General features: G+C 37.4%; 12 protein-coding genes. 8 read left to right on the plus strand and 4 right to left on the minus strand.

Annotation, left to right across the window (positions count from 1 at the left end; translation table 11 throughout):
- Positions 1-22: 22 nt before the first annotated feature.
- Positions 23-1,636: a RagB/SusD family nutrient uptake outer membrane protein gene (locus Q2T41_RS03090; protein WP_304434903.1), complete on the minus strand. Its 1,614-nt coding sequence runs from the start codon at positions 1,634-1,636 to the stop codon at positions 23-25.
- A 31-nt stretch (positions 1,637-1,667) separates the two neighbouring features.
- Positions 1,668-4,799 (minus strand): SusC/RagA family TonB-linked outer membrane protein, encoded by a 3,132-nt coding sequence (locus Q2T41_RS03095; protein WP_304434904.1) that lies wholly within the window; start codon positions 4,797-4,799, stop codon positions 1,668-1,670.
- A gap of 502 nt (positions 4,800-5,301) precedes the next feature.
- On the opposite strand from Q2T41_RS03095, the gene Q2T41_RS03100 reads away from it, so the two are divergent.
- Positions 5,302-9,468 carry a two-component regulator propeller domain-containing protein gene (locus tag Q2T41_RS03100; RefSeq protein ID WP_304434905.1) on the plus strand — a complete coding sequence of 1,389 codons (4,167 nt, stop codon included), beginning with the start codon at positions 5,302-5,304 and terminating at the stop codon, positions 9,466-9,468.
- Between the two features lie 484 nt (positions 9,469-9,952).
- On the opposite strand, the gene Q2T41_RS03105 is transcribed toward Q2T41_RS03100, so the two are convergent.
- Both Q2T41_RS03105 and Q2T41_RS03110 read right to left on the minus strand, forming a co-directional pair.
- On the minus strand, positions 9,953-10,144 hold the full coding sequence (locus Q2T41_RS03105; RefSeq protein ID WP_304434906.1) for a hypothetical protein: 192 nt from the start codon (positions 10,142-10,144) through the stop codon (positions 9,953-9,955).
- Between the two features lie 11 nt (positions 10,145-10,155).
- Positions 10,156-11,166: a zinc-binding alcohol dehydrogenase family protein gene (locus tag Q2T41_RS03110; RefSeq protein WP_304434907.1), complete on the minus strand. Its 1,011-nt coding sequence runs from the start codon at positions 11,164-11,166 to the stop codon at positions 10,156-10,158.
- A gap of 296 nt (positions 11,167-11,462) precedes the next feature.
- Between Q2T41_RS03110 and Q2T41_RS03115 the strand changes: the two genes are divergently transcribed.
- The 7 genes from Q2T41_RS03115 to Q2T41_RS03145 are packed head-to-tail and all read left to right on the plus strand — an operon-like array spanning position 11,463 to position 21,798.
- Positions 11,463-13,895: a glycoside hydrolase family 95 protein gene (locus tag Q2T41_RS03115; RefSeq protein ID WP_304434908.1), complete on the plus strand. Its 2,433-nt coding sequence runs from the start codon at positions 11,463-11,465 to the stop codon at positions 13,893-13,895.
- Between the two features lie 2 nt (positions 13,896-13,897).
- Positions 13,898-15,472, plus strand: coding sequence for a glycoside hydrolase family 43 protein (locus tag Q2T41_RS03120; RefSeq protein WP_304434909.1), 1,575 nt, complete (start codon positions 13,898-13,900; stop codon positions 15,470-15,472).
- Positions 15,473-15,498: 26 nt separating this feature from the next.
- Positions 15,499-16,671 (plus strand): alpha/beta hydrolase, encoded by a 1,173-nt coding sequence (locus Q2T41_RS03125; protein WP_304434910.1) that lies wholly within the window; start codon positions 15,499-15,501, stop codon positions 16,669-16,671.
- Positions 16,672-16,684: 13 nt separating this feature from the next.
- Positions 16,685-17,791: an alpha/beta hydrolase-fold protein gene (locus Q2T41_RS03130; protein WP_304434911.1), complete on the plus strand. Its 1,107-nt coding sequence runs from the start codon at positions 16,685-16,687 to the stop codon at positions 17,789-17,791.
- Positions 17,792-17,812: 21 nt separating this feature from the next.
- The gene (locus Q2T41_RS03135) at positions 17,813-18,979 is read left to right on the plus strand and encodes an alpha/beta hydrolase-fold protein (protein WP_304434912.1); all 1,167 of its coding nucleotides are present in this window, start codon (positions 17,813-17,815) and stop codon (positions 18,977-18,979) included.
- 29 nt (positions 18,980-19,008) lie between these two features.
- Positions 19,009-20,211, plus strand: coding sequence for an esterase (locus tag Q2T41_RS03140; RefSeq protein ID WP_304434913.1), 1,203 nt, complete (start codon positions 19,009-19,011; stop codon positions 20,209-20,211).
- 15 nt (positions 20,212-20,226) lie between these two features.
- On the plus strand, positions 20,227-21,798 hold the full coding sequence (locus Q2T41_RS03145; protein WP_304434914.1) for a carboxylesterase/lipase family protein: 1,572 nt from the start codon (positions 20,227-20,229) through the stop codon (positions 21,796-21,798).
- The last annotated feature ends 1 nt before the right edge of the window (position 21,799 follow it).

Genomic DNA, 21,799 nt, shown 5'->3' on the forward strand with positions numbered 1-21,799 from the left:
ATTTAAGTAGTTGTTGATGAATTTAAAAAAGGTCGGTAATGCGCTCTTCCGTAAAATCATAAGGTACTGGAGGTTCGGCTAACAAGGGATTTTGAACCACTTCGGATTCTGGATAAGGCAAAAGCAATATACCCTCGTTTACCGCACCAACTGCTTGGGTAGCGACGTCCCGGGTTTCATCTATAGTAACCTCATTTGTTTCGGCATCATAGGTAAAAGGAATGATAGTACCTCTATCTTGATTATCTATAAAATTGAGTACTTCTTGCTGCTCGTAATAAGAGCGTCTTACCAAATCGTACCAAAATTGCCCTTCCATACATAATTCTATTCTCCGCTCTTTAAAAAGTTCATCGACCGTTAAGATTGATAAATCATTTAATCCGGCCCTTGACCTTAGTGAATTGACGTATAGCAATGCATTAGCATCAGTGGTACTTTCATTATTGCCCAATACGGCTTCTGCATAATTTAAATAAACCTCACCAAGTCTTAACATATATGTATTAAGTGCCGAATTTTGTCTAGAAATGGCCGAGTTATCTTTTGTAGACCCTACTACTCCCTTTTTTACATTTAAATAGGTATTTTCATGATCAACGATATACCCCCCATTTTCTTTATTGATTTCGGGATAATAATCTCCATCTGCCATCCAAGTGGACTTACGACGAAGGTCATTGGTTTCATAAACCTTAAGTATGTCATATGATGCTCTTGTAAAAAAACCATAGGCAGCGTCGTCACCTGTAATTTCTGAGTTAAGAGCAAAAAATGCTTGATGCGCATTGCCTACTCCATATTCACCATTAGGAACCCATTGAAGGGCAAACATCGACTCTTCGTTGTTATTATTTTCAACTTTAAATAAATCTGCATAATCTGTCATCAAAGAATAAGGTCCTTCTTCTATGGCCAAAGTTGCTGCTTTTAACGCCTGATCTAAAAGCGCTTGATCCCGTTGTCCACTATTTGGGTTATCGCTCAAACCTGCGTAAGAAAGATAAAAACGAGATAACATGCCATATGCACTATATTTTGTTACACGACCTGTTTGACGTGCCTGTTCTGGTAAATATTTAGCTGCATATTCCAAATCACGAATTGCAAATTCATAAACATCGCTTCTAGGACTTGTATTTACTATAGGATTTTGAACTAATTCAGATGGGTCCGTAGATATTATAACATTACCCCACAACGAGGCAAGGTACCAGTAAGCCGTACCCCTCATAAACCTGGCTTCTGCTATAAATTCACGCTTGACCTCTTCATCAACTTCACTACCTTCAATACCAAGTATCGCCCTATTTGATTGTTGAACAACAATATAGAGTGAACCCCAAGCTTCTACCAAAGGACCAGTCAAGCCTGTTTCGGTTAAATCGGAAAATGGAAAAATATAATCAGAAAATGGTGCATATAAATTATTCGAACGGCCATCTCCCAACCCAAAATAGAATTTATCATTGAACGAAAACCAAACCCTGTTATACAAAGGCCCTGTAGCCGCTAAAAAATCTTGTTCTGATTGAAAAAAGTTTTCTTTCGATATTTGATCTGAAGTTGAAATATCCAACTCATTACTGCATCCGAAGAGAAAAATAACAAGTAAGGTTACTAAGACATGTTTCATGGATAAATATATTTTCATTAGTTTCTTATTTTTAAAATTTGGCATTGATCCCTATTGTATAAATATGAGGTGATGGATAACGGGCATTGTCAATACCTGTAAGTAGCACATTCTGATTAATTGAACCTATATCTGGATCATAACCAGAGTATTTGGTGAATGTGAATACATTTTGCATATTACTATACACCTTAAGATTATCTAACCCAAATCTTGCCACAAAGTCCTTAGGTAAATTATAGCCTAACGAAATATTCTGAATTCTTAAATATGACCCATCTTCCACAAACCTGTCGCTATACCTAAAGTTAGAAGTTGAAGCTGCAGAAGATGCCGCTATTCTAGGCATGTATTTATCACCACTAACTATTTCTACGTTTCTATAATCATTGGGTCCATTTGGGTCAATTAATGCTAACTCGGCATAATCCAATGCGGTATTTAAAAGGTTGGTATTTCCACGTGGATTTTCTAAAAATCGTCTTTGATAATTAACCACTTCATTACCGTAAGATCCAGATAAAAATATGGTCAGGTCTAAACCTTGGTATGAAAGGGTATTACCAATGCCAAATGTAAAGTCTGGAGCAGGATTACCTATATAAGTTCTATCCTGTTCGTTTATAACACCATCATTATTTATATCGGCAAACTTGTAATCACCAATCCACGTAGCATTCTCTCCGATACTATTAACATCGCTAGGCAAAGGAGTCGGTGTTACCTCACCTGCTGCATTTCTATAATAAAAATCTGTGGCTTTTTCAAATCGCCCAATTACCTTATAACCATAAAATTGACCAATTGGCTGCCCAACTGCGGTACGAGTTACAATAGTGGTTTCAGAACCTTCACGTAATGTTTCATCTAGAATGCCTGTTTCAGAATTTAAGGATAACACCTTATTCCTGTTCATAGAAAATACGATGTTAGAACGCCAAATAAAATCTTTTGATTCGGCATTTACAGTATTTAAGGTTAGTTCAATACCCTTATTTTCTAACGACCCGATATTTACAGTAGGCGCAGCAGTGGCTCCTACTCCACTACTCCCTGCATAAGCTGGCAAAGGTAATTGCAATAAAAGATCTTGGGTCTTTTTATAATATATATCGGCGATAAATTCTACTCGATTATTAAATAAACCTATATCCAATCCTAAATTACTTGAATAGGTGGTTTCCCATTTTAATTCTGGATTCGCGGTATTAGATGGTAGTAAACCCGTGCCTTGGTTGGTTGCGGATGCACCATATAAAGATGTAAATGCATAATTAGGAACACTTTGATTACCTACAGCACCCCAACCAACACGTAATTTTAAATTGTTAATCGTTGTACTCTCCTTTAAAAAATTCTCATTTGAAATTTTCCATGCCAGTGCTGCTGAAGGAAACCATCCCCATCTATTTTCTTTTGCAAACCGAGATGAACCATCATAACGCAACGTGGTAGTCAATAAATATTTATCATCGAATGAATAAAATACCCTGCCGAAATAGGAACTTATTGAATTACTAAATCTCGCATTATTATTACGAGCAGTTGTTGCATCGCCCAAATTTAAATCAGTAGCTGTATTGGTAAGATATCCTGAGCGATATCCAAAAAGATTTTCAAAACTACTTTCTTGATATTCTTGTCCTAATATGGTGTTGAGGGTACTTTTACCGAATGTATTATCATATGTCAGTAAATTAGAAATATTGGAATATTTACTATATGCTTTTGTTCTTGTACCCTCTCTAATATCATTTTCAATTGCCCCAAAAGTGTAAGAAGGATTAAATGTATAGGCATTTGAAAAGCCATAATCAATAGCATATTGTGTTTTGAATTTCAATCCTTTAAAAAGATTTAGTTCAGCAAAAGTATTTGCTCTAATTCTAGCAGTTTCGTTACGGTTATCTCTAATTGTTGCCAAACCAATAGGGTTGTTTTGAACAAATTCATCAGTATCAGGCCCGTCAAAAGACCCATTTGCATTTCTTATGGCCACATTCGGTGTTTGTCTTAATGCAATGGAAATAAGCGACCCATCTGAAACCGTAGTTGTCTGTTTTGAATTATTAAAGGCGAAATTAATTCCAACCTTTAAATAATCTTTAACTTGAGAATCTAAAACACCTCTCAAATTCAATCTTTCAAATGCAGATCCGAATGCAATACCCTCTTGATCTAAATATCCAAGACCCATTGAATAAGTACTTTTTTCACTACCACCCGAAATGGAGAGATTGTGACTTTGTATAAAAGCCCGATTAAATAAAGCTTCCTGCCAATCGGTACCTTCCCCTAATAAATCTGGTCTAATAAAATTAGCGTCTCGTTGAACAATCCCTAAATCAGCTCTTGTATTCTTATGTATAGCATATTCCTGTAGATTAAGTAGGCTTAATTTTGTAGGTATTTCTTGCCATCCAACATAAGAATCTAAGTTGATGGTAGACTCCCCTTTCTTACCACGTTTTGTAGTAACTATTATAACTCCGTTAGCCGCCCTGGAACCATAAATGGCAGTTGCAGATGCATCTTTTAAGACATCTAACGAAACAATATCTGAAGGGTTTATGGCAGAAAGTGCATTCTGCGAACCAGAACCTGTAGTATTATCTATAATTACTCCATCAATTACAAAAATAGGTTCATTTGAACCTGTTAATGAACTAATTCCTCTTATTCTAATAGAAGAACTGCCACCTGGCGCCCCACTATTCTGTTGCAATTGTACACCTGCCGCACGCCCTTGTAATACTTGATCTATAGATGTTGGTACAGACTGTTCTATAGATTCTGCCGAGACTGAAGTTACGGAACCGGTCAAATCGGTTCTTTTTAAAGACCCATAACCAATAACCACAACTTCGTCTAAAGAGGAAACATCGAAGGCCAAGTTTACATTTATCTCTGTTTGACCATTTATAGGTATTTCTTGAGTCTTGTAACCTATAGAACTAAATACTAAAACTCCATTGGTCGGCACATTTTCTAATAGATAGTTACCATCAAAATCTGCTGAGGTACCTATAGAAGTCCCTTTTAAAACTACATTTGCAGCCGGTATAGGAGCATCTTCATCTGAAATATTTCCAGTTATGCTAATTTGAGCATTGACCTCCATTAAGCATAAGAGTATAAAAAAGGTAAAACCGAACTTCTTCATAAATCGGATTTTAAATACTGTTTTTTTTTTCATAAAAGTTAATTTCAAAAGTGTTGTTTGCATTTTCTTCTAAGACAACTCAAACAATACTTTCACTAGTATTATTTAAAACTATGATATAAGAAAATGGGTTGGTTTAAGTTAGGTCAATCACTAAAGAATTCATGATTTATTCAATTCTTAAATTCTTCCTATTATCCCCTTTCAAACTTACTTTCTTGCCTTACAAGAGAGTGTCACATATCGTGCTTTATTGTGTAAATTTTGTAGCATTTGTATTTATAAGGGTATTAAATTGCTATAAATTCTATTTAATTGCGTTTTTTTATGATATCGTAAATTAAGTAAGGTTCTTAAAATGATCCATCTTAGTAGATATAAGTTGAATTTAAAAATGTTCTTATTGAAAGGCTGTTTTTGCAAATACATTTTTATTACATTAAAAATGCGTGATTAGTTTGAAGATGGCATTTAATATTTTACAATAAATACTATGGTTAAAATGAAATTTATAGACCAAAAAATAAACTCTTATTTAAAAGCAGCATATACATTAACAGGTCTATTACTTGTGTCATTTACAAATGCATTTTCACAAGAAGCGAATCTTCCTAAATATAAATTCAAGAGTTTAAAAAATAGCCATACCCAAAGGGCCGTTTCATCTATTTCACAAGATCATCAGGGTTTTATTTGGATGGGAACTTATGGGCTAGGTATAAACAAGTATAATGGTATAGATTTTATTTCATACCAATTTAACGAGTTGGATAGCACAAGTGTGAGTAACTCCCTAATTCATGAAACTTTTGTTGATAGCAATAATAGGGTTTGGATAGGAACTGAAGTTGGTCTAGACATTTATAATAGAGAGCAAGATAATTTTACTCATATCCAATTATTAAATAAGAATCTTCCTAAAATAAATATTTCCGTCCAAACAATTATAGAAGATACTGACGGTACTATCTTTGTAGGCACGCACCAACAAGGCCTTTTTAAGATTGACCCAAATACCTTAAAAGTAGAACGCATAAATGTTTTAGGCGTAAAATACCTTAGTAATTTACTCATTAATAAATTGGTCTACTTTGAAAATAGAATTCTAGCAGGAAGTAATTTGGGACTTTTGGAATTAGAAACAGAAAGTAAAAAAAAACTACAGCCTTTAAGCCTTAAAACTTTTAATGGCGAAATAGCTGTTACAGTTTCAATAGAGACAATGGAGGTAGATTCCAAAGGTACTCTTTGGATTGGAACCAGCGCTAAAGGACTAATTAAAATTGACGGTAATGAAAAAGGCCGCTATAGTGTAGATAAACTCAATTTTACATCAAAAAGAGTATTATCAATACTAGAAACCCCTAGAAATACCATTTTATGTGGAAGCGAAAATGCAGGTATGTTCGAAATTGACAAAAATGGAGAAATACTTAATCATTATATAAACGAAAAATTTGAGAAAGGAGCTATTAAATCTAATTCTATTTGGGATTTATTCTTGGATAAACAACATCGCATATGGATTTCTTACTATAATAAAGGAATTGGTGTATTTGATAAAAATCATGATAAATTTTCAGATTTAGAAAGTAAAATCAATTACGTTAATTCATTACAATCTAGTTCAGTTACCGGTATCTGTGAAGATGACCAACAAAGGTTATGGCTAGGAATTGACGGAGGTGGTATTGATGTTTATAGTATAGAAGAACAAAAATTCACACATCTTTTAAATACAGACAATCCTATAGCGAAAGGGTTAAATGCTTCTGATGTTCAAACTCTTTTTAAAGATAGTAAAGGAAATATGTGGGCAGGAACATGGAATTCTGGAATATACTTTTTACCAAAGGGACAGCAGAAATTCATTAATTACACTATAGAAACTACAAAAGGCGAACTAAATTCAAATAGGATTTTAAGCTTTTCCGAAGATTCTAACGGGACCATATGGATAGGAACTTTCTCTAATGGAATATATTCTTTTGACCCAACAAATTCTACGTTTACATCGTACAACAGTACGATATTTAAAATCAACAAATTAAGCTACAGTGATGTACGCTGTATTTACGTGGATAGTGAGGATAATATATGGATTGGAAGTAATGCCGGACTTTTTAAATTAATTAAAAAGAACAATAAATTTGAATTAGAATCACTTACACAAAGATTGCACAATAATGCAGATAGAAAACCACGTTATACTGGACTTGTTTTGCAAATTTTCGAGGACTCAGCGAAAAATATTTGGTTAGGTACAGATGGTACTGGTCTTTTTAAATATAGTATGAAAAAAGACAATTTTTCCCGTATAAATCCTGATGGATTCAATAAAGTTACTGTTTCCTCAATTATAGAAGACGAAGACAATACTATTTGGGTTGCAGGTAACAATGGTATATCAAAATTTAATATCAATGACTCTACAGTTACTAATTTTTCAGTCAATGATGGTTTACTTACCAATGATTTTAATATCAATTCAGTTTTTAAGAATGATCATGGCACTCTATTTTTTGGATCATACGAAGGTGTAAATTATTTCAACCCTAACAGTTTACCTTTTAACAGTAATGTATCTACAGTTTATTTATCAGATCTTAAGCTTTTTAATAAAAGTGTAGTTCCTGGTCAAAAAAATTCTCCTTTAAATAAGGTACTATCCCAAACTAAAGAAATTACTTTAAAACATAATCAATCTGTATTTACAATTGATTATGCCCCAATAGATTTCACAAGACCAGAGAAAATAAATTTCGCATATTATTTAGACGGATTTGAGCGTGATTGGAATTTTGTCCAAAATACAAGAAGCGCAACATATACCAATTTGCCTGCAGGTGAATACACCTTTAAAGTTAAAGCTGCAAATAGTGATGGTGTATGGAATGAAAATTCCGTAAACCTTCATATAGAAATTCTACGGCCGTGGTGGCTTACAAATTGGGTAATATTCTGCTATTTTATTTTATTCTTGGTAGCATGTTATTACCTGTTCCAATATTTAAATTCTAGATTAAAAACTAAAAGATTAATACTTCAAGAACGTGAAAAGTTTGTTCAAGAAGAATTACTTAATAATAAAAAAATACAGTTTTTCACAAATATATCTCACGAGTTTAGAACTCCTCTCACACTAATTTTAGGCCCTCTTGAGTATTTAATGAATGAAGCCAATTTACCCGAAAACATTAGAAAAAGGCATAATATTATTCAGAAAAATGCTGTACGACTAAAACGCTTAATTGATGAATTAATGGATTTTAGAAAACTTCAATATAATGAAATACCACTAAAAATTACTCATTTCAACCTTAGTCAATTATTAGAAAATATTATTTCACACTTTACTGAAGAGGCCGAACAAAGAAATATAATGTTATCATTAGAGAAAACAGATGATGAGTTAATGCTTTTAGCCGACCGAAGTAAAATTGAAAAAATAATTTTTAATATACTCTCAAATGCCTTTAAAAGTACACCTACAAATGGTATTATTACTTTGATGTTATCATTTAAAAAAGAGCATCTTTTTAATTTACATAGCGAAGAATTTACTTCTGATGCTGTAGAAATTAGTATCGAAGACACGGGTAAAGGTATTGAACCAGACGAGTTGAATAATATTTTTGATAGATTTTATCAGGTCAAAGAACTAAATGAACAATATTATGGTGGAACAGGTATAGGTCTAGAGCTTGTTCGCAGTTTTGTAAACCTTCATAGAGGTGAAATCAGTGTTGAGAGTGAAATAGGTGTAGGTACAAAATTTAAAGTATTAATTCCTTTAAATAACAACCAAATTGACACCCAAAATAGCGAAACCACTAAAAAATTGGAACCTAATATATTACCCATTATAAAGAGCACTATACTAAACCATAATGAGGTACCAACCGATACTAGAGAACAAAAGAAATCAATTTTAGTAGTCGAAGATAATTTTGAACTTTCTTCTTATATTAAGGACGAACTAAAAGAAAATTATAAAGTGATCATTGCCGAAAATGGAAAAAAAGGGCTGCAATTAGCTTTTAAGAACGTACCAGATTTGATTATTTCTGATGTAATAATGCCCATTATGAACGGCATCGATTTTTGTAAAGAAGTAAAGAACGATTTAAAAACTAGCCATATACCAATATTAATGTTGACTGCTAAAGCCTCATCAGATGATTGGGTAGAGGGCCTTGATTCGGGTGCAGATGTATATATGAACAAACCGTTTGAAATGAAAATAATGAAATCACATATCAAACAACTCATCAACAACAGATCTATACTATATTCAAAATATTTAGGTGAAAGCAAATTTGATATAAGTGAATCAAAAACTACTTCAATCGATCAGCAATTTATCTTGAACATAGTAGCATATGTCAATAAAAATATAAATGAACCAGATTTAAATGTAGAAAAACTCGCTAGTGAATTTTTTCTTAGTAGAAGTCAATTATATAGAAAAATTAAGGCTTTAACAGGTGTAACTGCAAACGAATTAATTAGGAACATTAGATTGGACAGGGCTAAAGAGCTGATTGAAAATACTGAATATTCTATTAGTGAAATATGTGATTTTGTTGGTTTCTCTTCACCTTCCTACTTTTCAAAATGTTTTAAAAAATATTTTGGTATTCCGCCAACTGATTTAAAAAAGGATTGATCTTTTAATTATTATTAATGAAAAAGAGATTACACGTTTAAAAAAATAGTTTGATTGTCGATAACAAATTGACAACTATAAAAAAAAATTCAGAAGCCACTGTCGTCAGCTATTTCAAATATTAAGTTTGAATCCTTTCAAGGTAACTAAGAAAAAACTCGCAAATAGTTATAAAACCCTAATAATATTCCAACTTATCCAGAAGCATCTATAATTGATTCTGTTGGACGAGATGCTTCATCGTATTTTCAAGAGGTAAACAATATTACCGCTAGGGCAATCGACAATCCTAGGCGTTATATATTCTAAGAGTTTTTTTACGTTCACCGGGCTCCAAGTAATCTCCATGTCATAATAATTTTATATGCAGACCTACCCAAGAAAATGCTTTTTATAATGGAGCTGATGTAGATTTCTTTAATCGATTACTTCGCAAATCTACCCAATCAATATTTTTTTTTAAAGTCATGATTCTTAGCCTTTTCTAATAAAAATCATTTTCCTTTTTATTCTGGTCCGCTTGTTCGACTACACATTCATTAATCCCAAATTTATTACTTATTGGTGTGCGGTAGTCAGGTAAAAAGTCCTTTCTAATTTCCAACATTTCATAGTCTATCCAAGCATATTTTTCCTTATCACACTGCCAAAAACGCTGATGTGAACCTATAATCATTACTAATTACTTTAATCAAAATTTACAATGGCCTTTACGACTCCAGTTTCTGGAAGTAACCATGAATCAAAATTTTTTATCATTTCAGAAAAATGTACTTGGTGCGTAATAAATGATTTTGTTGGAAATTCTTTTATATGTTTGATGACGAATTGAAAATCTTCCTGCGTAGCATTTCTACTACACATAAGGGTTGTCTCCTTGGCATGAATCTGTGGATGGCTATAGGTTAATTCACCTTTAGATAAACCTACCAAAATATATTTTCCACCATTTGACATATAATCGATTCCCGACTCTAATGCCTTGCGGTTTCCTGTGGCATCAAAAACTGCTGTAGCCATATCTCCTCCAGTGATTTTCGCTATTATTTCCTTTGGTTTACCCATCACATTTATAGCGTGGGCGACACCTACTTCTTTTTTAACAAAATTCAACCGTTCATCGTTTACATCCAATGCAATAACGTTTGCCCCTACTATTTGTGCCAGTTTAATTAAACCAATGCCAATGGGACCACATCCAATTACAACTATAGTATCACCTATTTTAACGTTGGATCTTCTTATCGCATGGGCACCAATAGCCAACGGCTCAATAATTGCCATTTCATTAAAAGAAAGGTGGTTTACTGGAATTAACAAATCTGCCTTAACACTGATAATTTCTTGCATTCCACCGTCAGCATGAACTCCTAGCACATTTATATTTGCACAACAGTTTGTCTTACCATTTTTACACGCAATACATGTACCGCAACTCACATAAGGCATGACGATTACTTGGTCTCCTACTTTTAGCTTTTCCTTATTTTCATCGATTTCTATAATCTCAGCGGCAAGCTCGTGCCCCAATATTCTTGGATACTTAAAAAAAGCTTGATTACCTACATACGCATGTAAATCCGTTCCACAAATACCAACCCGGTGCACCTTAAGTAATGCTTCCCCCTCTTTTTTTAACGGTACTTCTTTTTCCAATAATTTAAAGTGATGTGGTTTCTCACATATTATATATTTCATCAACCGTTGTTTTGTAATAAGATTATTATATAATTATTGAATTATTGCAGGTAATCTCCCCCTCATCAAGCTTTTAAAATCTATACATACTAACCTAGCAATATAAATCCTTGACAAATATTTAAAAATTTGTGCTTGGTGCTGATAATTTAAACACCAAAAAGGAACTTTTTTCAAAAAAAATCAAAAAAGTATCCTAAAATATAAATTAAATATAGGATTGTGTGTATATTCAACACTTAAATTTTAATTATCATTGTTAATAGATGAAAAAGTCATTTTTTCTAACCCTATTTTTGTTAACAACTATAATCTATAGTCAAAACTCCAATAATTTAAAGCTTTGGTATGATGAGCCTTCTGGTGACATCTGGGAAAATGCACTGCCCATAGGAAACGGTCGCATCGGAGCCATGGTTTATGGCAATGTAACCAATGAGGTTTTTCAACTTAACGAGCATACGGTTTGGAGCGGCAGTCCTAACCGTAATGATAATCAGGATGCATTAAAAGCTTTACCAGAAGTGAGACAGTTGATTTTTGATGGAAAATATAAGACTGCAGAACAACTAGCCAATGAGAAAATCATTACCAAAAAATCGCATGGCCAAATGTTTCAACCCGTGGGTAACCTGGAGCTGTCGTTTTCAAACCACAACGAATACGAAGATTATTATCGGGAATTGGATATCAGCAATGCCATTAGCAAAACCTCCTATGCACTAGATGGGGTTAACTACACGCGGGAAGCGTTCGTTTCTTTGGCCGACCGGGTCTTGGTCATAAAAATTTCTGCTGATCAACCGGGTAAAATTTCATTTACCGCAAATTTCAGTTCACCGCACTTAGACCCAAAAATAGAAATCCAAGAAAACAGTCAACTTTCACTTTGGGGTAAGACGAGTAGTCATGAAGGGGTGGAAGGTAAAGTAGAGTTTAATGCGCTGGCCAAAATAAAAATCAATAAAGGTACGGCCATACAGGCCAATTCTTCCATTGAAGTTAAAAATGCAGACGATGTTATTATCATGGTTTCCATTGCTACGAACTTCAAATCATACCTTGATTTGGGTGGTGATGAAATGGAACGGGCAAAAGTTTATTTGGATAATGCTTTTGAAAAGGATTATGACCAATTAAAGGCAGAGCACATAAAAAAATATCAAAAGCTTTTTGAGAGGGTTGTTTTGGATTTTGGATATTCGGAAGATTCAAAACTCCCAACGGATGTGCGTTTATCGAATTTTAGAAATACCGAAGACCCCTCGTTTGTGGCCCTATATTTTCAATTTGGAAGATATCTATTGATATCCTCATCACAACCTGGCGGACAACCGGCAAACTTGCAGGGAATATGGAACCGAAGTATGAAACCAGCGTGGGATAGTAAATATACGATCAATATTAATGCGGAAATGAATTATTGGCCTGCGGAACGTACCAACCTCTCGGAATTGCACGAACCGTTTCTTAAAATGGTGAAAGAACTTTCGAAAACAGGAAAAGAAACCGCAAAAGTTATGTACGGTGCAAAAGGTTGGATGGCTCATCACAATACCGATATATGGCGAACAACCGGAGCCATTGACGGTGCATTTTGGGGCATCTGGAACGGAGGTGGTGCATGGACCAGCCAACATCTTTGGGAACATTATTTATATACGGGTGACACCTCATTTTTACAATCCATCTATCCTATTTTAAAAGGTGCTGCCGAGTTCTACGCTGATTTTTTGGTAGAACATCCTAACTATCCCTATTCGGTCATTGCACCAGGGAATTCTCCCGAAAACGCCCCAAAAGAACATCAAGGATCTTCCATTACGGCCGGATCCACCATGGACAACCAATTGGTTTTCGATGTTTTTAGCACTGTAATACAGGCATCTCAGATTTTAGAAATAGATAATGCCTTTACCGATTCCCTAAATACATTGCGAAAAAAATTACCCCCCATGCAAGTGGGCAAGCACAACCAATTACAGGAATGGTTGGATGATGTAGATTCGCCCGAAGATCATCATCGGCATATATCGCATTTGTATGGACTTTTTCCGTCCAATCAGATTTCACCTTATAGAACCCCAAAACTTTTTGCAGCTTCCAAAAATACGTTACTTCAACGTGGTGATGTATCCACAGGATGGAGCATGGGATGGAAAATAAACTGGTGGGCTAAAATGCAAGACGGCAACCATGCCTATAAATTGATAAAAGACCAATTGACCCCGGTTGGCATAAATAAAGGTGGAGGCGGTACCTACAACAACCTTTTTGACGCACATCCACCTTTTCAAATCGATGGTAATTTTGGGTGCACTTCCGGCATTGCCGAAATGTTGTTACAAAGTTCCGATGGGTCGGTTCATTTACTCCCTGCCATTCCGGACGCCTTAAAGACGGGCTATGTAAGCGGTTTAAAAGCAAGAGGCGATTTTGAATTGGTTTCCATGGAATGGAAGGATAAAAAATTAGTAGTCGCTACAATCAAATCAAATTTGGGAGGAAACCTTCGGCTTCGAGTGCCAAATACCATAGAATTAGTCGGAACAGGTACCTTAAAAAAAGCGGAAGGCGAAAATCCAAACCCACTTTTTTATGTACCTGAAACGGCTACAGCCATAATTTCCAAGGAGTCCACCTTGGAAAATCTTGAATTGAAAAACACGTTTCTATACGATTTGGAAACTGTAAAAGGAAGGATATACATCTTTTTAATGAAGAAGTAAGCATGAACCGGTTCTACGCACATACTGCTTTACTCGTTTTACTGATGCTTCAGTTTTCCATTCATGCCCAAAAGAAAAAAGCTCAAAATCCTATTTTATTTACCGATGTTCCGGATGCATCTATGGTGCGTGTAAGAGACACGTATTATATGAGCAGTACCACCATGCATTTGAGTCCAGGGGTTCCTATCATGAAATCTAAAGACTTAATCAATTGGGAAGTGGTGAACTACGCTTATGACCGACTCGGTGAAGTGGATGCCATAAATTTGGAGAATGATGAAAGTGCCTATGGAAGAGGTTCGTGGGCAAGCTGTATACGTTACCATAATGGAACATTTTATGTGTTCACGTTTGCTGCCACTACCGGAAAAACTTATGTCTATTCTACCAAGGATATAGAAAACGGTCCATGGAAAGAAACCACTTTTGAACCTTCTTATCATGACCTCACGGTACATTTTGATGATGATGGCAAGGTCTACATGATTTGGGGTGCCGGAAAATTGATGATTGCCGAACTTGAAAACGACTTGTCCGGTGTAAAAAAAGGAACGGAGCGCGTATTGATTGAAAATGCCAGTGCACCGGCCGGTGACAATATTATGTTGGGCGCAGAGGGTTCACAACTCTTTAAAATCAACGGAAAATACTATCTCTTCAACATTACCTGGCCTAGAGGTGGCATGCGTACCGTATTAATTCACCGAGCGGATAACATTCATGGCCCTTGGGAAGGCAAACTTGCCCTTCAGGACAAAGGAGTAGCCCAAGGCGGTCTCATAGATACCCCCGATGGTGAATGGTTTTCCTATCTATTTAGGGATTATGGCTCTGTGGGACGTATTCCATACATCGTTCCCGTCAAGTGGAAAGATGGTTGGCCCATATTAGGCGTAGATGGGAAAGTACCTGACACCTTGAACTTACCACCAAGTGTAGGATTGATTCCTAATATCGTAGCATCCGATGAATTTGAACGTAAAAAAAATGATTCTAAACTTCCATTGGTTTGGCAATGGAACCACAATCCTGTGGAATGTTTATGGTCACTTTCAGACCGTAAAGGTTTTTTACGATTGACCGCCGGGCGAACGGACCAAACCTTGGTGGCTACCAGAAATACACTCACACAAAGAACGATTGGGCCCATTTGTACGGGCGTAACTTCCATAGACGTTTCCAATATGAAGGAGGGTGATAATGCCGGATTGGCACTTCTCCAAAAAAACTACGGCTGGGTCGGTGTAACCCATGAAAATGGAAACAATAAAATTGCCATGGTTTTGGGTAACGATGAAGGTGAAAAAAAGATAGAGGAGGTAACACTACATCAAAAAACAATCTATTTAAAAGCAAGCTGTGATTTTACCAACAAAAAGGACGTGGCTTGGTTTTATTATAGTTTAGATAACAAAAATTGGAAAAAAATAGGGTCGGAATTAAAAATGTCCTATACCCTACCCCATTTTATGGGATACCGCTACGGACTCTTCAACTATGCTACCAAAGAGGCAGGAGGTTTTGTAGATTTCGATTATTTCCGAATAAAAAATGAATTGACAGAAATGAATTAGCAACCTTATTAACAACAACAACACTTATGAAACAACAAATAAAGCTACTAGTACTCGCAGTTGCTTTTGCAGGCAATATTCCTTTAGGATTTGGCCAGCAGTCCAACAAAGTCATTGAAGATTTTAAACCTTCTTCGGTCAACCAATCTGGAAAAGAATATCCCCAAGTAAATTCTGAAGGGAGGGTCCGTGTACAGATTTCCGCTCCAGAGGCCAATAAGGTCCAATTGGATATTGGGGCTGTAAAATACGATTTGGTAAAAGATGAAAATGGTGTTTGGACGGGTGAATCGTCCCCACAGGATGTAGGATTTCATTATTACCAATTGAATATTGATGGAGCTTCCGTACCAGACCCCGGGAGTCTTTATTTTTATGGTGCAAGCCGTTGGGGTTCCGGTATTGAAATACCTGCAAAGGATGATGAATTTTACGCCCTAAAAAATGTACCTCATGGTGAGGTCAGGGAAAATATTTACTACTCCAAGACCAATGATGCCATACGTCGCTGTTTTATCTATACCCCACCGGGATATCAGGAGAACCTTGAAAAAAGATATCCTGTACTTTATCTACAGCACGGTGGTGGCGAAAATGAAACCGGATGGTCTAGTCAAGGTCATGCCAACCTCATCATGGATAACCTAATTGCAGAAGGTAAGTCAGAACCTTTCATCATTGTCATGGACAATGGCTCATGGCATAGGCCAAGAAAAGCATCTACGGCAGATAGGTCTCAAGGAACTTGGCCACCCCAAGGCTGGGCAGATGATTTTATGAACACCTTGCTAAAGGATATTATTCCCATGGTAGATTCAAAGTTTAGAACCATACCAGATGCCGATCATAGAGCCATGGCAGGTCTTTCTATGGGAGGGATGCAAACGCGCATAGTCACTTTGGCACATCCAGAAGTCTTCTCGTACGTGGGTATGTTCAGCGGTGGCAGCATTAGTCCGGAAGATGTGGAAGAGTCTCCTGCCTTTAAAGATGAGGTTAAAACCTTGTTTATTAGTTATGGTAGTTCTGAATTGGAGAACAGAAGGTCTGGTTTCGGTGGAGATCCCAAAGCAAATACACAAGCTTTAGCCAATACAGGTATGGACACCCATTTCTATGTTTCTCCCAATACCGCCCATGAATGGCAAAGTTGGAGAAGAAGCTTACATGAATTTGCACCACTATTGTTTAAAAATTAAAACTTGAATCAACATGACACACTATAAAATTGCACTATTATCATTTTTATGCCTAGGTACCTCCATTGCCTTGGGACAGACAATAAAAGAGGATTTTAAACCTTCTACGAAAAACCAACCAGGCAAGGAATATCCCCAAGTGAATTCCCAGGGCTATGCCCGATTTAGAATTGAGGCACCTGCTGCGGACAGTGTTCGGGTCAGTTTAGGTCTGGGTGGACGAGGTGGCACTTTGTTGGAAAAAGGCGAAGACGGCTTTTGGACCGGCACTACGGAAGGGCCTATGGACGAAGGCTTTCATTACTACCACGTGAATGTGGATGGCGGTACTTTTAACGACCCAGGAGCCAAGAACTATTACGGTTCCGTACGCTGGGAAAGCGGCATAGAAATTCCTGCCTATGACCAAGATTTCTATGCGTTGAAGGATGTTTCTCACGGTAAGGTGGAACAAATCCTGTTTCCTTCACCTAGTACGAACACCTCAAGAAGGGCATTTGTGTATACTCCACCCGGATATGCCAAAAATCCAAACAAAAAATATCCGGTACTGTACCTCCAACATGGTTGGGGCGAAAACGAGACCGCATGGAGCAACCAAGGTCACGCCAATTTGATTATGGACAATCTTATTGCCGAGGGTAAAATCGAGCCCTTTTTGATTGTAATGACTTATGGTATGACCAATGAAATTAAGTTCGGTGGTCTTCGGAGTTTTGACATTACCCCTTTTCAAACCGTATTGGTAGACGAACTGATTCCTTATGTGGACGAAAATTTCAGAACCATAGCCGATGAAGATCATCGTGCCTTGGCCGGTCTTTCCATGGGCGGTATGGAAACCAAGATGATTACCTTGAACAAACCAGATGTATTCTCCTATTACGGTTTGTTGAGTGGCGGTACCTACGCCCCTGAAGATGTGGACAAAGAAGATGTTAAACTTATATTTCTAAGCTGCGGTAGTAAGGAACGCCCAAAGGCGATTAAAGCGGCTACTGAAAAATTAAAAGAGGCTGGTTATCCAGTAGCTTCCTATATTTCTGAAGGCACAGCCCATGAATTTCAAACCTGGCGACGCAGTTTGAAAGAAATGGTTCCTAAGTTGTTTACAAAGTAAAATGCTCAATTCCAAGAAAACATGAAAAAAAGCATTTTTACGCTGGCGTTCATCACATTATTTGGATATGGATACAGTTTTGCCCAATCCGTAAGTATTGGTGGGTACCAACCTTCGGTAACCAATCAACCAGAAAAAGAATTTCCGAAGGTCAATTCGGAAGGAAAAGTAAGGGTTCAGATTTTGGCTCCCAATGCCACAGATGTTCGTTTGGATATTGGAGGGGTTAAATATGAAATGATCAAGGATGCAAATGGAATGTGGACGGGGGAATCTGCTCCACAAGATGAAGGCTTTCATTATTACCAATTAAACATTGACGGTGCATCTGTTCCAGACCCAGGCACCAAGTATTATTATGGCGCTGGTAGATGGGGAAGCGGCATTGAAATACCGGCCAGCGATAAAGAAATTTATGCCCTTAAAGACGTACCGCATGGTTTGGTTTCAGAGAAAATCTATTTCTCGGAGATTACCAAGGCTTGGAGGCGTTGTTTTGTCTATACCCCGCCCAACTACCATAAAGAAACAAACAAACGTTATCCTGTGCTCTATTTGCAACATGGCAGTTTTGAGGATGAAACGGGATGGGCCTCCCAAGGGCATACCAATCTGATTTTGGATAATCTTTTGGCCGATAAAAAAGCGGAACCGATGATTATCGTAATGGATAACGGTTATGCCTATAGACCGGAAAAACTGGAAAAAAATCAGTCCAGTGGCAGACCTGCCTCTGCTTTTGAGGAAGTGATGATGACCGAAATCATTCCCATGATCGATGTTGAATTCAGGACCAAACCGGACCGTACGCAAAGGGCTATCGCCGGACTTTCCATGGGAGCTAACCAAACTATGCGTATTTGCATGAACAACCTAGATTCCTTCGCTTCTTACGGAGGTTTCAGTGGTACTTCCAACTACCCCAGTAGTGATGCTATAGACACCGCCACTTTCTTGAATGGGGTGTTTGATGAGGGTGCGTCGCTTGATGAAAAAATGGATGTTTTCTTTTTGAGTATGGGCACCAAAGAACCTAATCCCTTTCCAGGGTCTATTGGCGCCTTCAAAAACATGCTTGACCAACAAGGTATTGCATATATATTTTATGAATCACCCAAGACGGCCCACGAGTGGTTGACATGGCGTAGAAGTCTATATGAATTTGCCCAGCTCATTTTTAAAAATTGAAGCAAACGATGAAACTCTAAAACACTACTATGATTATTAAGAATTTTTATTTACAAATTTTCACCTCGACTCTGCTGTTAACCTCAGCTCTTGGCTTTGGTCAGCAAGCGAATGTCAATCTTGACTATAAACCTCAAAAGAACACGGAAGGGTTAATACCTTTTAGTGCAAGAGTAAATTCCCCTGAGGTGCATGATGACCAGACCGTTACTTTCCGAATTATTGCTCCGGAAGCTCAAAAAGTGGAATTAAATCCAGGGGCAATTAACGCTGCCCTGGGTAAAGGAAGAGAGCCGATCCCTTTTATCAAAGGGGACGAAGGACTTTGGACATTGACCATTGGGCCACTTCCACCTGATATGTACGCATATCATTTAAGGGTAGACAACGTTCAAATAGCCGATCCGAACAACACACAGGCCGCTTTTACGGCGATGCCACCCTATAGCCAATTAATCGTACATGGAGACGGTCCAGCATATTATGATGCTAAAAATGTACCCCATGGGAATGTCACCCGACATATTTATCATTCGGATGTTACCAATGGCGAACGGGAACTGTATGTTTATACTCCTCCCGGTTATGACCCTACAACAAAATATCCGGTACTTTACTTAGTTGGGGGTAGTGGCGAACTACCATCAAACTGGATTTTTGACGGAAGAGCAAACTTTATAATGGATAATCTTTTGGCAGAAGGCAAGGCAAAGCCTATGATTATTGCCATTCCCAACAATCAGGTCATCCATAGAAATCATCCTGAACATACACAATTGACCTTTGGTATTTTTGAAAAAGAGCTAAGAAACCATGTCATTCCAGTAGTGGATGAGCATTACAGCACCATTAAATCCCCTAAATGGAGAGCCATTTCTGGATTGTCTATGGGAGGGCGTCATAGTATGTTCATTGGTTTTAGGTCACTTGACCTTTTTGCTAATTTTGGAATTCTAAGCGCCGGTGACACAAAACCTGAAGAAACCCTTACTCATTTCTTGAACGACCCAAAGATTAACGAAAAGGTCGATTATCTTTTTGTAGGTCAAGGAACCAAGGAAGCAGAAGGTTTTTTCAACGCAAGGGTTCAAGGTTTGGTCGATGGTTTAAAAAATCACGATATAGAACATGAATACTATGTGGGCGGAAATGGAGGTCATGATTGGTCTACTTGGCGCCATCTATTGTACTATAGGTTTTTACCTAACCTTTGGAAAGGCTTAAACAACTAAACAATATCATCAGTTATGAAAAATAGTACGCTAGCTCTTTTTATAATAATCGTAATTTCTATGGTATCCTGTAAAAAGGAACAAGAAGTAATCCCAGGCCAAGTTAAAATCGCAGATGGTATCGTTCAAGGTATCGTCAAAGATCGTCTCACCATATTTAAGGGAATTCCTTTTGCCGCACCTCCAGTAGGCGATTTACGGTGGAAAGCCCCTCAACCCGTAAAACCGTGGGAAGGCGTTAAGCAAACAACCGAATTCAGCCCTGCTCCTATTCAAGGGAACGACCAAAATGGAAAGAGCGAAGACTGTCTGTACCTGAATGTTTGGACCCCTTCAACCTCACCCGAAGAAAAATTTCCCGTACTCGTATGGATTTATGGTGGTGGTTTTAGCTTTGGTGCTACATCCGAACCTGTTTACGATGGGGCGGCTCTTGCCAAAAAAGGAGTAGTCTTGGTCAGTATTGCCTATCGCGTAGGTCAAATAGGCTTTTTGGCACATCCTGAATTAAGTGCTGAAAATACAGATAAAGTTTCTGGCAACTACGGTATTCTAGACCAAATTGCTGGTTTACAATGGGTCAAGGACAACATTGCCGCCTTCGGAGGCGACCCCAATCAGGTTACCATTTTTGGAGAATCTGCCGGAGGTATTTCGGTGAGTATGTTATGTGCCTCCCCTATGGCTAAAGGATTGTTTCAGGGTGCCATTTCCCAAAGTGGCGGCTCTTTCGGTCCATCCAGACCCGTAACATTCCCTGGAGAAAATATGAAAACCTTAGCCACTGCAGTACAAGAAGGCTTGGACTATGCCGAAAAGGTAGATGCAAATTCGATACAAGATCTGAGAAACACTCCGATAGACGAACTACCTATGGGCATGGGCATGGGGGGCGCATGGCCCATTATCGACGGTCATGTGATTCCCGAGGATCAGTATAAATTATATGGGCAAGGAAAATTTAATGATGTACCAGTGCTCATCGGTTATAATTCCGATGAAGGCGCTAGTTTCTCACGTGAAAAAACTCCAGAAGAATTTATAGCAAACGTTGAAAACAGATACGGCCAGTTTTCTAGAGACTTATTGGAGGCATATCCCGTTGGTGAAAATTCCATTCCCAAAACTGCTAGGGATTTGGCCCGTGATGCCGCTTTTGGCTGGCATACCTGGAGTTGGGCCAGATTACAATCTCAGAAAGGAAATTCAGAAGTGTATTACTACTACTTTGATCAGCATCCGGAGTATCCCAAAGATTCAGAACAATTTGGGTATGGTTCGCCACACGGTCAGGAAGTAGCCTACGTTTTCCAAAATCTAGAACAAAATAATCCTAATCTGTCAGCATCCGACCGTGCTATTTCCGAAGCAATGGGTACCTATTGGACAAATTTTACCAAATACGGTAATCCAAACGGAGACAACCTTCCAAAGTGGCCTGCATTTACTGAAAAAAACCCTGAAGTGATGTATTTTCAACAAAAACCACATGTAGGTCCGGTGCCTAGTGAGGCTTCCTTAAATGTGTTAAACAACTATTTTGAATGGCGAAGGAGCGATGAAGGAAAAAATTGGGTAAATCAATAAA

It is taken from the genome of Maribacter confluentis, from assembly GCF_030505015.1.
Taxonomy (GTDB): domain Bacteria; phylum Bacteroidota; class Bacteroidia; order Flavobacteriales; family Flavobacteriaceae; genus Maribacter; species Maribacter sedimenticola.

Excerpts from the sequence above, each read along its gene's own strand:
- Q2T41_RS03090 (WP_304434903.1), bottom strand. The coding sequence starts at position 1,636 with ATGAAACATGTCTTAGTAACCTTACTTGTTATTTTTCTCTTCGGATGC.
- Q2T41_RS03095 (WP_304434904.1), bottom strand. The coding sequence starts at position 4,799 with ATGAAGAAGTTCGGTTTTACCTTTTTTATACTCTTATGCTTAATGGAG.
- Q2T41_RS03100 (WP_304434905.1), top strand. The coding sequence starts at position 5,302 with ATGAAATTTATAGACCAAAAAATAAACTCTTATTTAAAAGCAGCATAT.
- Q2T41_RS03105 (WP_304434906.1), bottom strand. The coding sequence starts at position 10,144 with ATGATTATAGGTTCACATCAGCGTTTTTGGCAGTGTGATAAGGAAAAA.
- Q2T41_RS03110 (WP_304434907.1), bottom strand. The coding sequence starts at position 11,166 with ATGAAATATATAATATGTGAGAAACCACATCACTTTAAATTATTGGAA.
- Q2T41_RS03120 (WP_304434909.1), top strand. The coding sequence starts at position 13,898 with ATGAACCGGTTCTACGCACATACTGCTTTACTCGTTTTACTGATGCTT.
- Q2T41_RS03125 (WP_304434910.1), top strand. The coding sequence starts at position 15,499 with ATGAAACAACAAATAAAGCTACTAGTACTCGCAGTTGCTTTTGCAGGC.
- Q2T41_RS03130 (WP_304434911.1), top strand. The coding sequence starts at position 16,685 with ATGACACACTATAAAATTGCACTATTATCATTTTTATGCCTAGGTACC.
- Q2T41_RS03135 (WP_304434912.1), top strand. The coding sequence starts at position 17,813 with ATGAAAAAAAGCATTTTTACGCTGGCGTTCATCACATTATTTGGATAT.
- Q2T41_RS03140 (WP_304434913.1), top strand. The coding sequence starts at position 19,009 with ATGATTATTAAGAATTTTTATTTACAAATTTTCACCTCGACTCTGCTG.
- Q2T41_RS03145 (WP_304434914.1), top strand. The coding sequence starts at position 20,227 with ATGAAAAATAGTACGCTAGCTCTTTTTATAATAATCGTAATTTCTATG.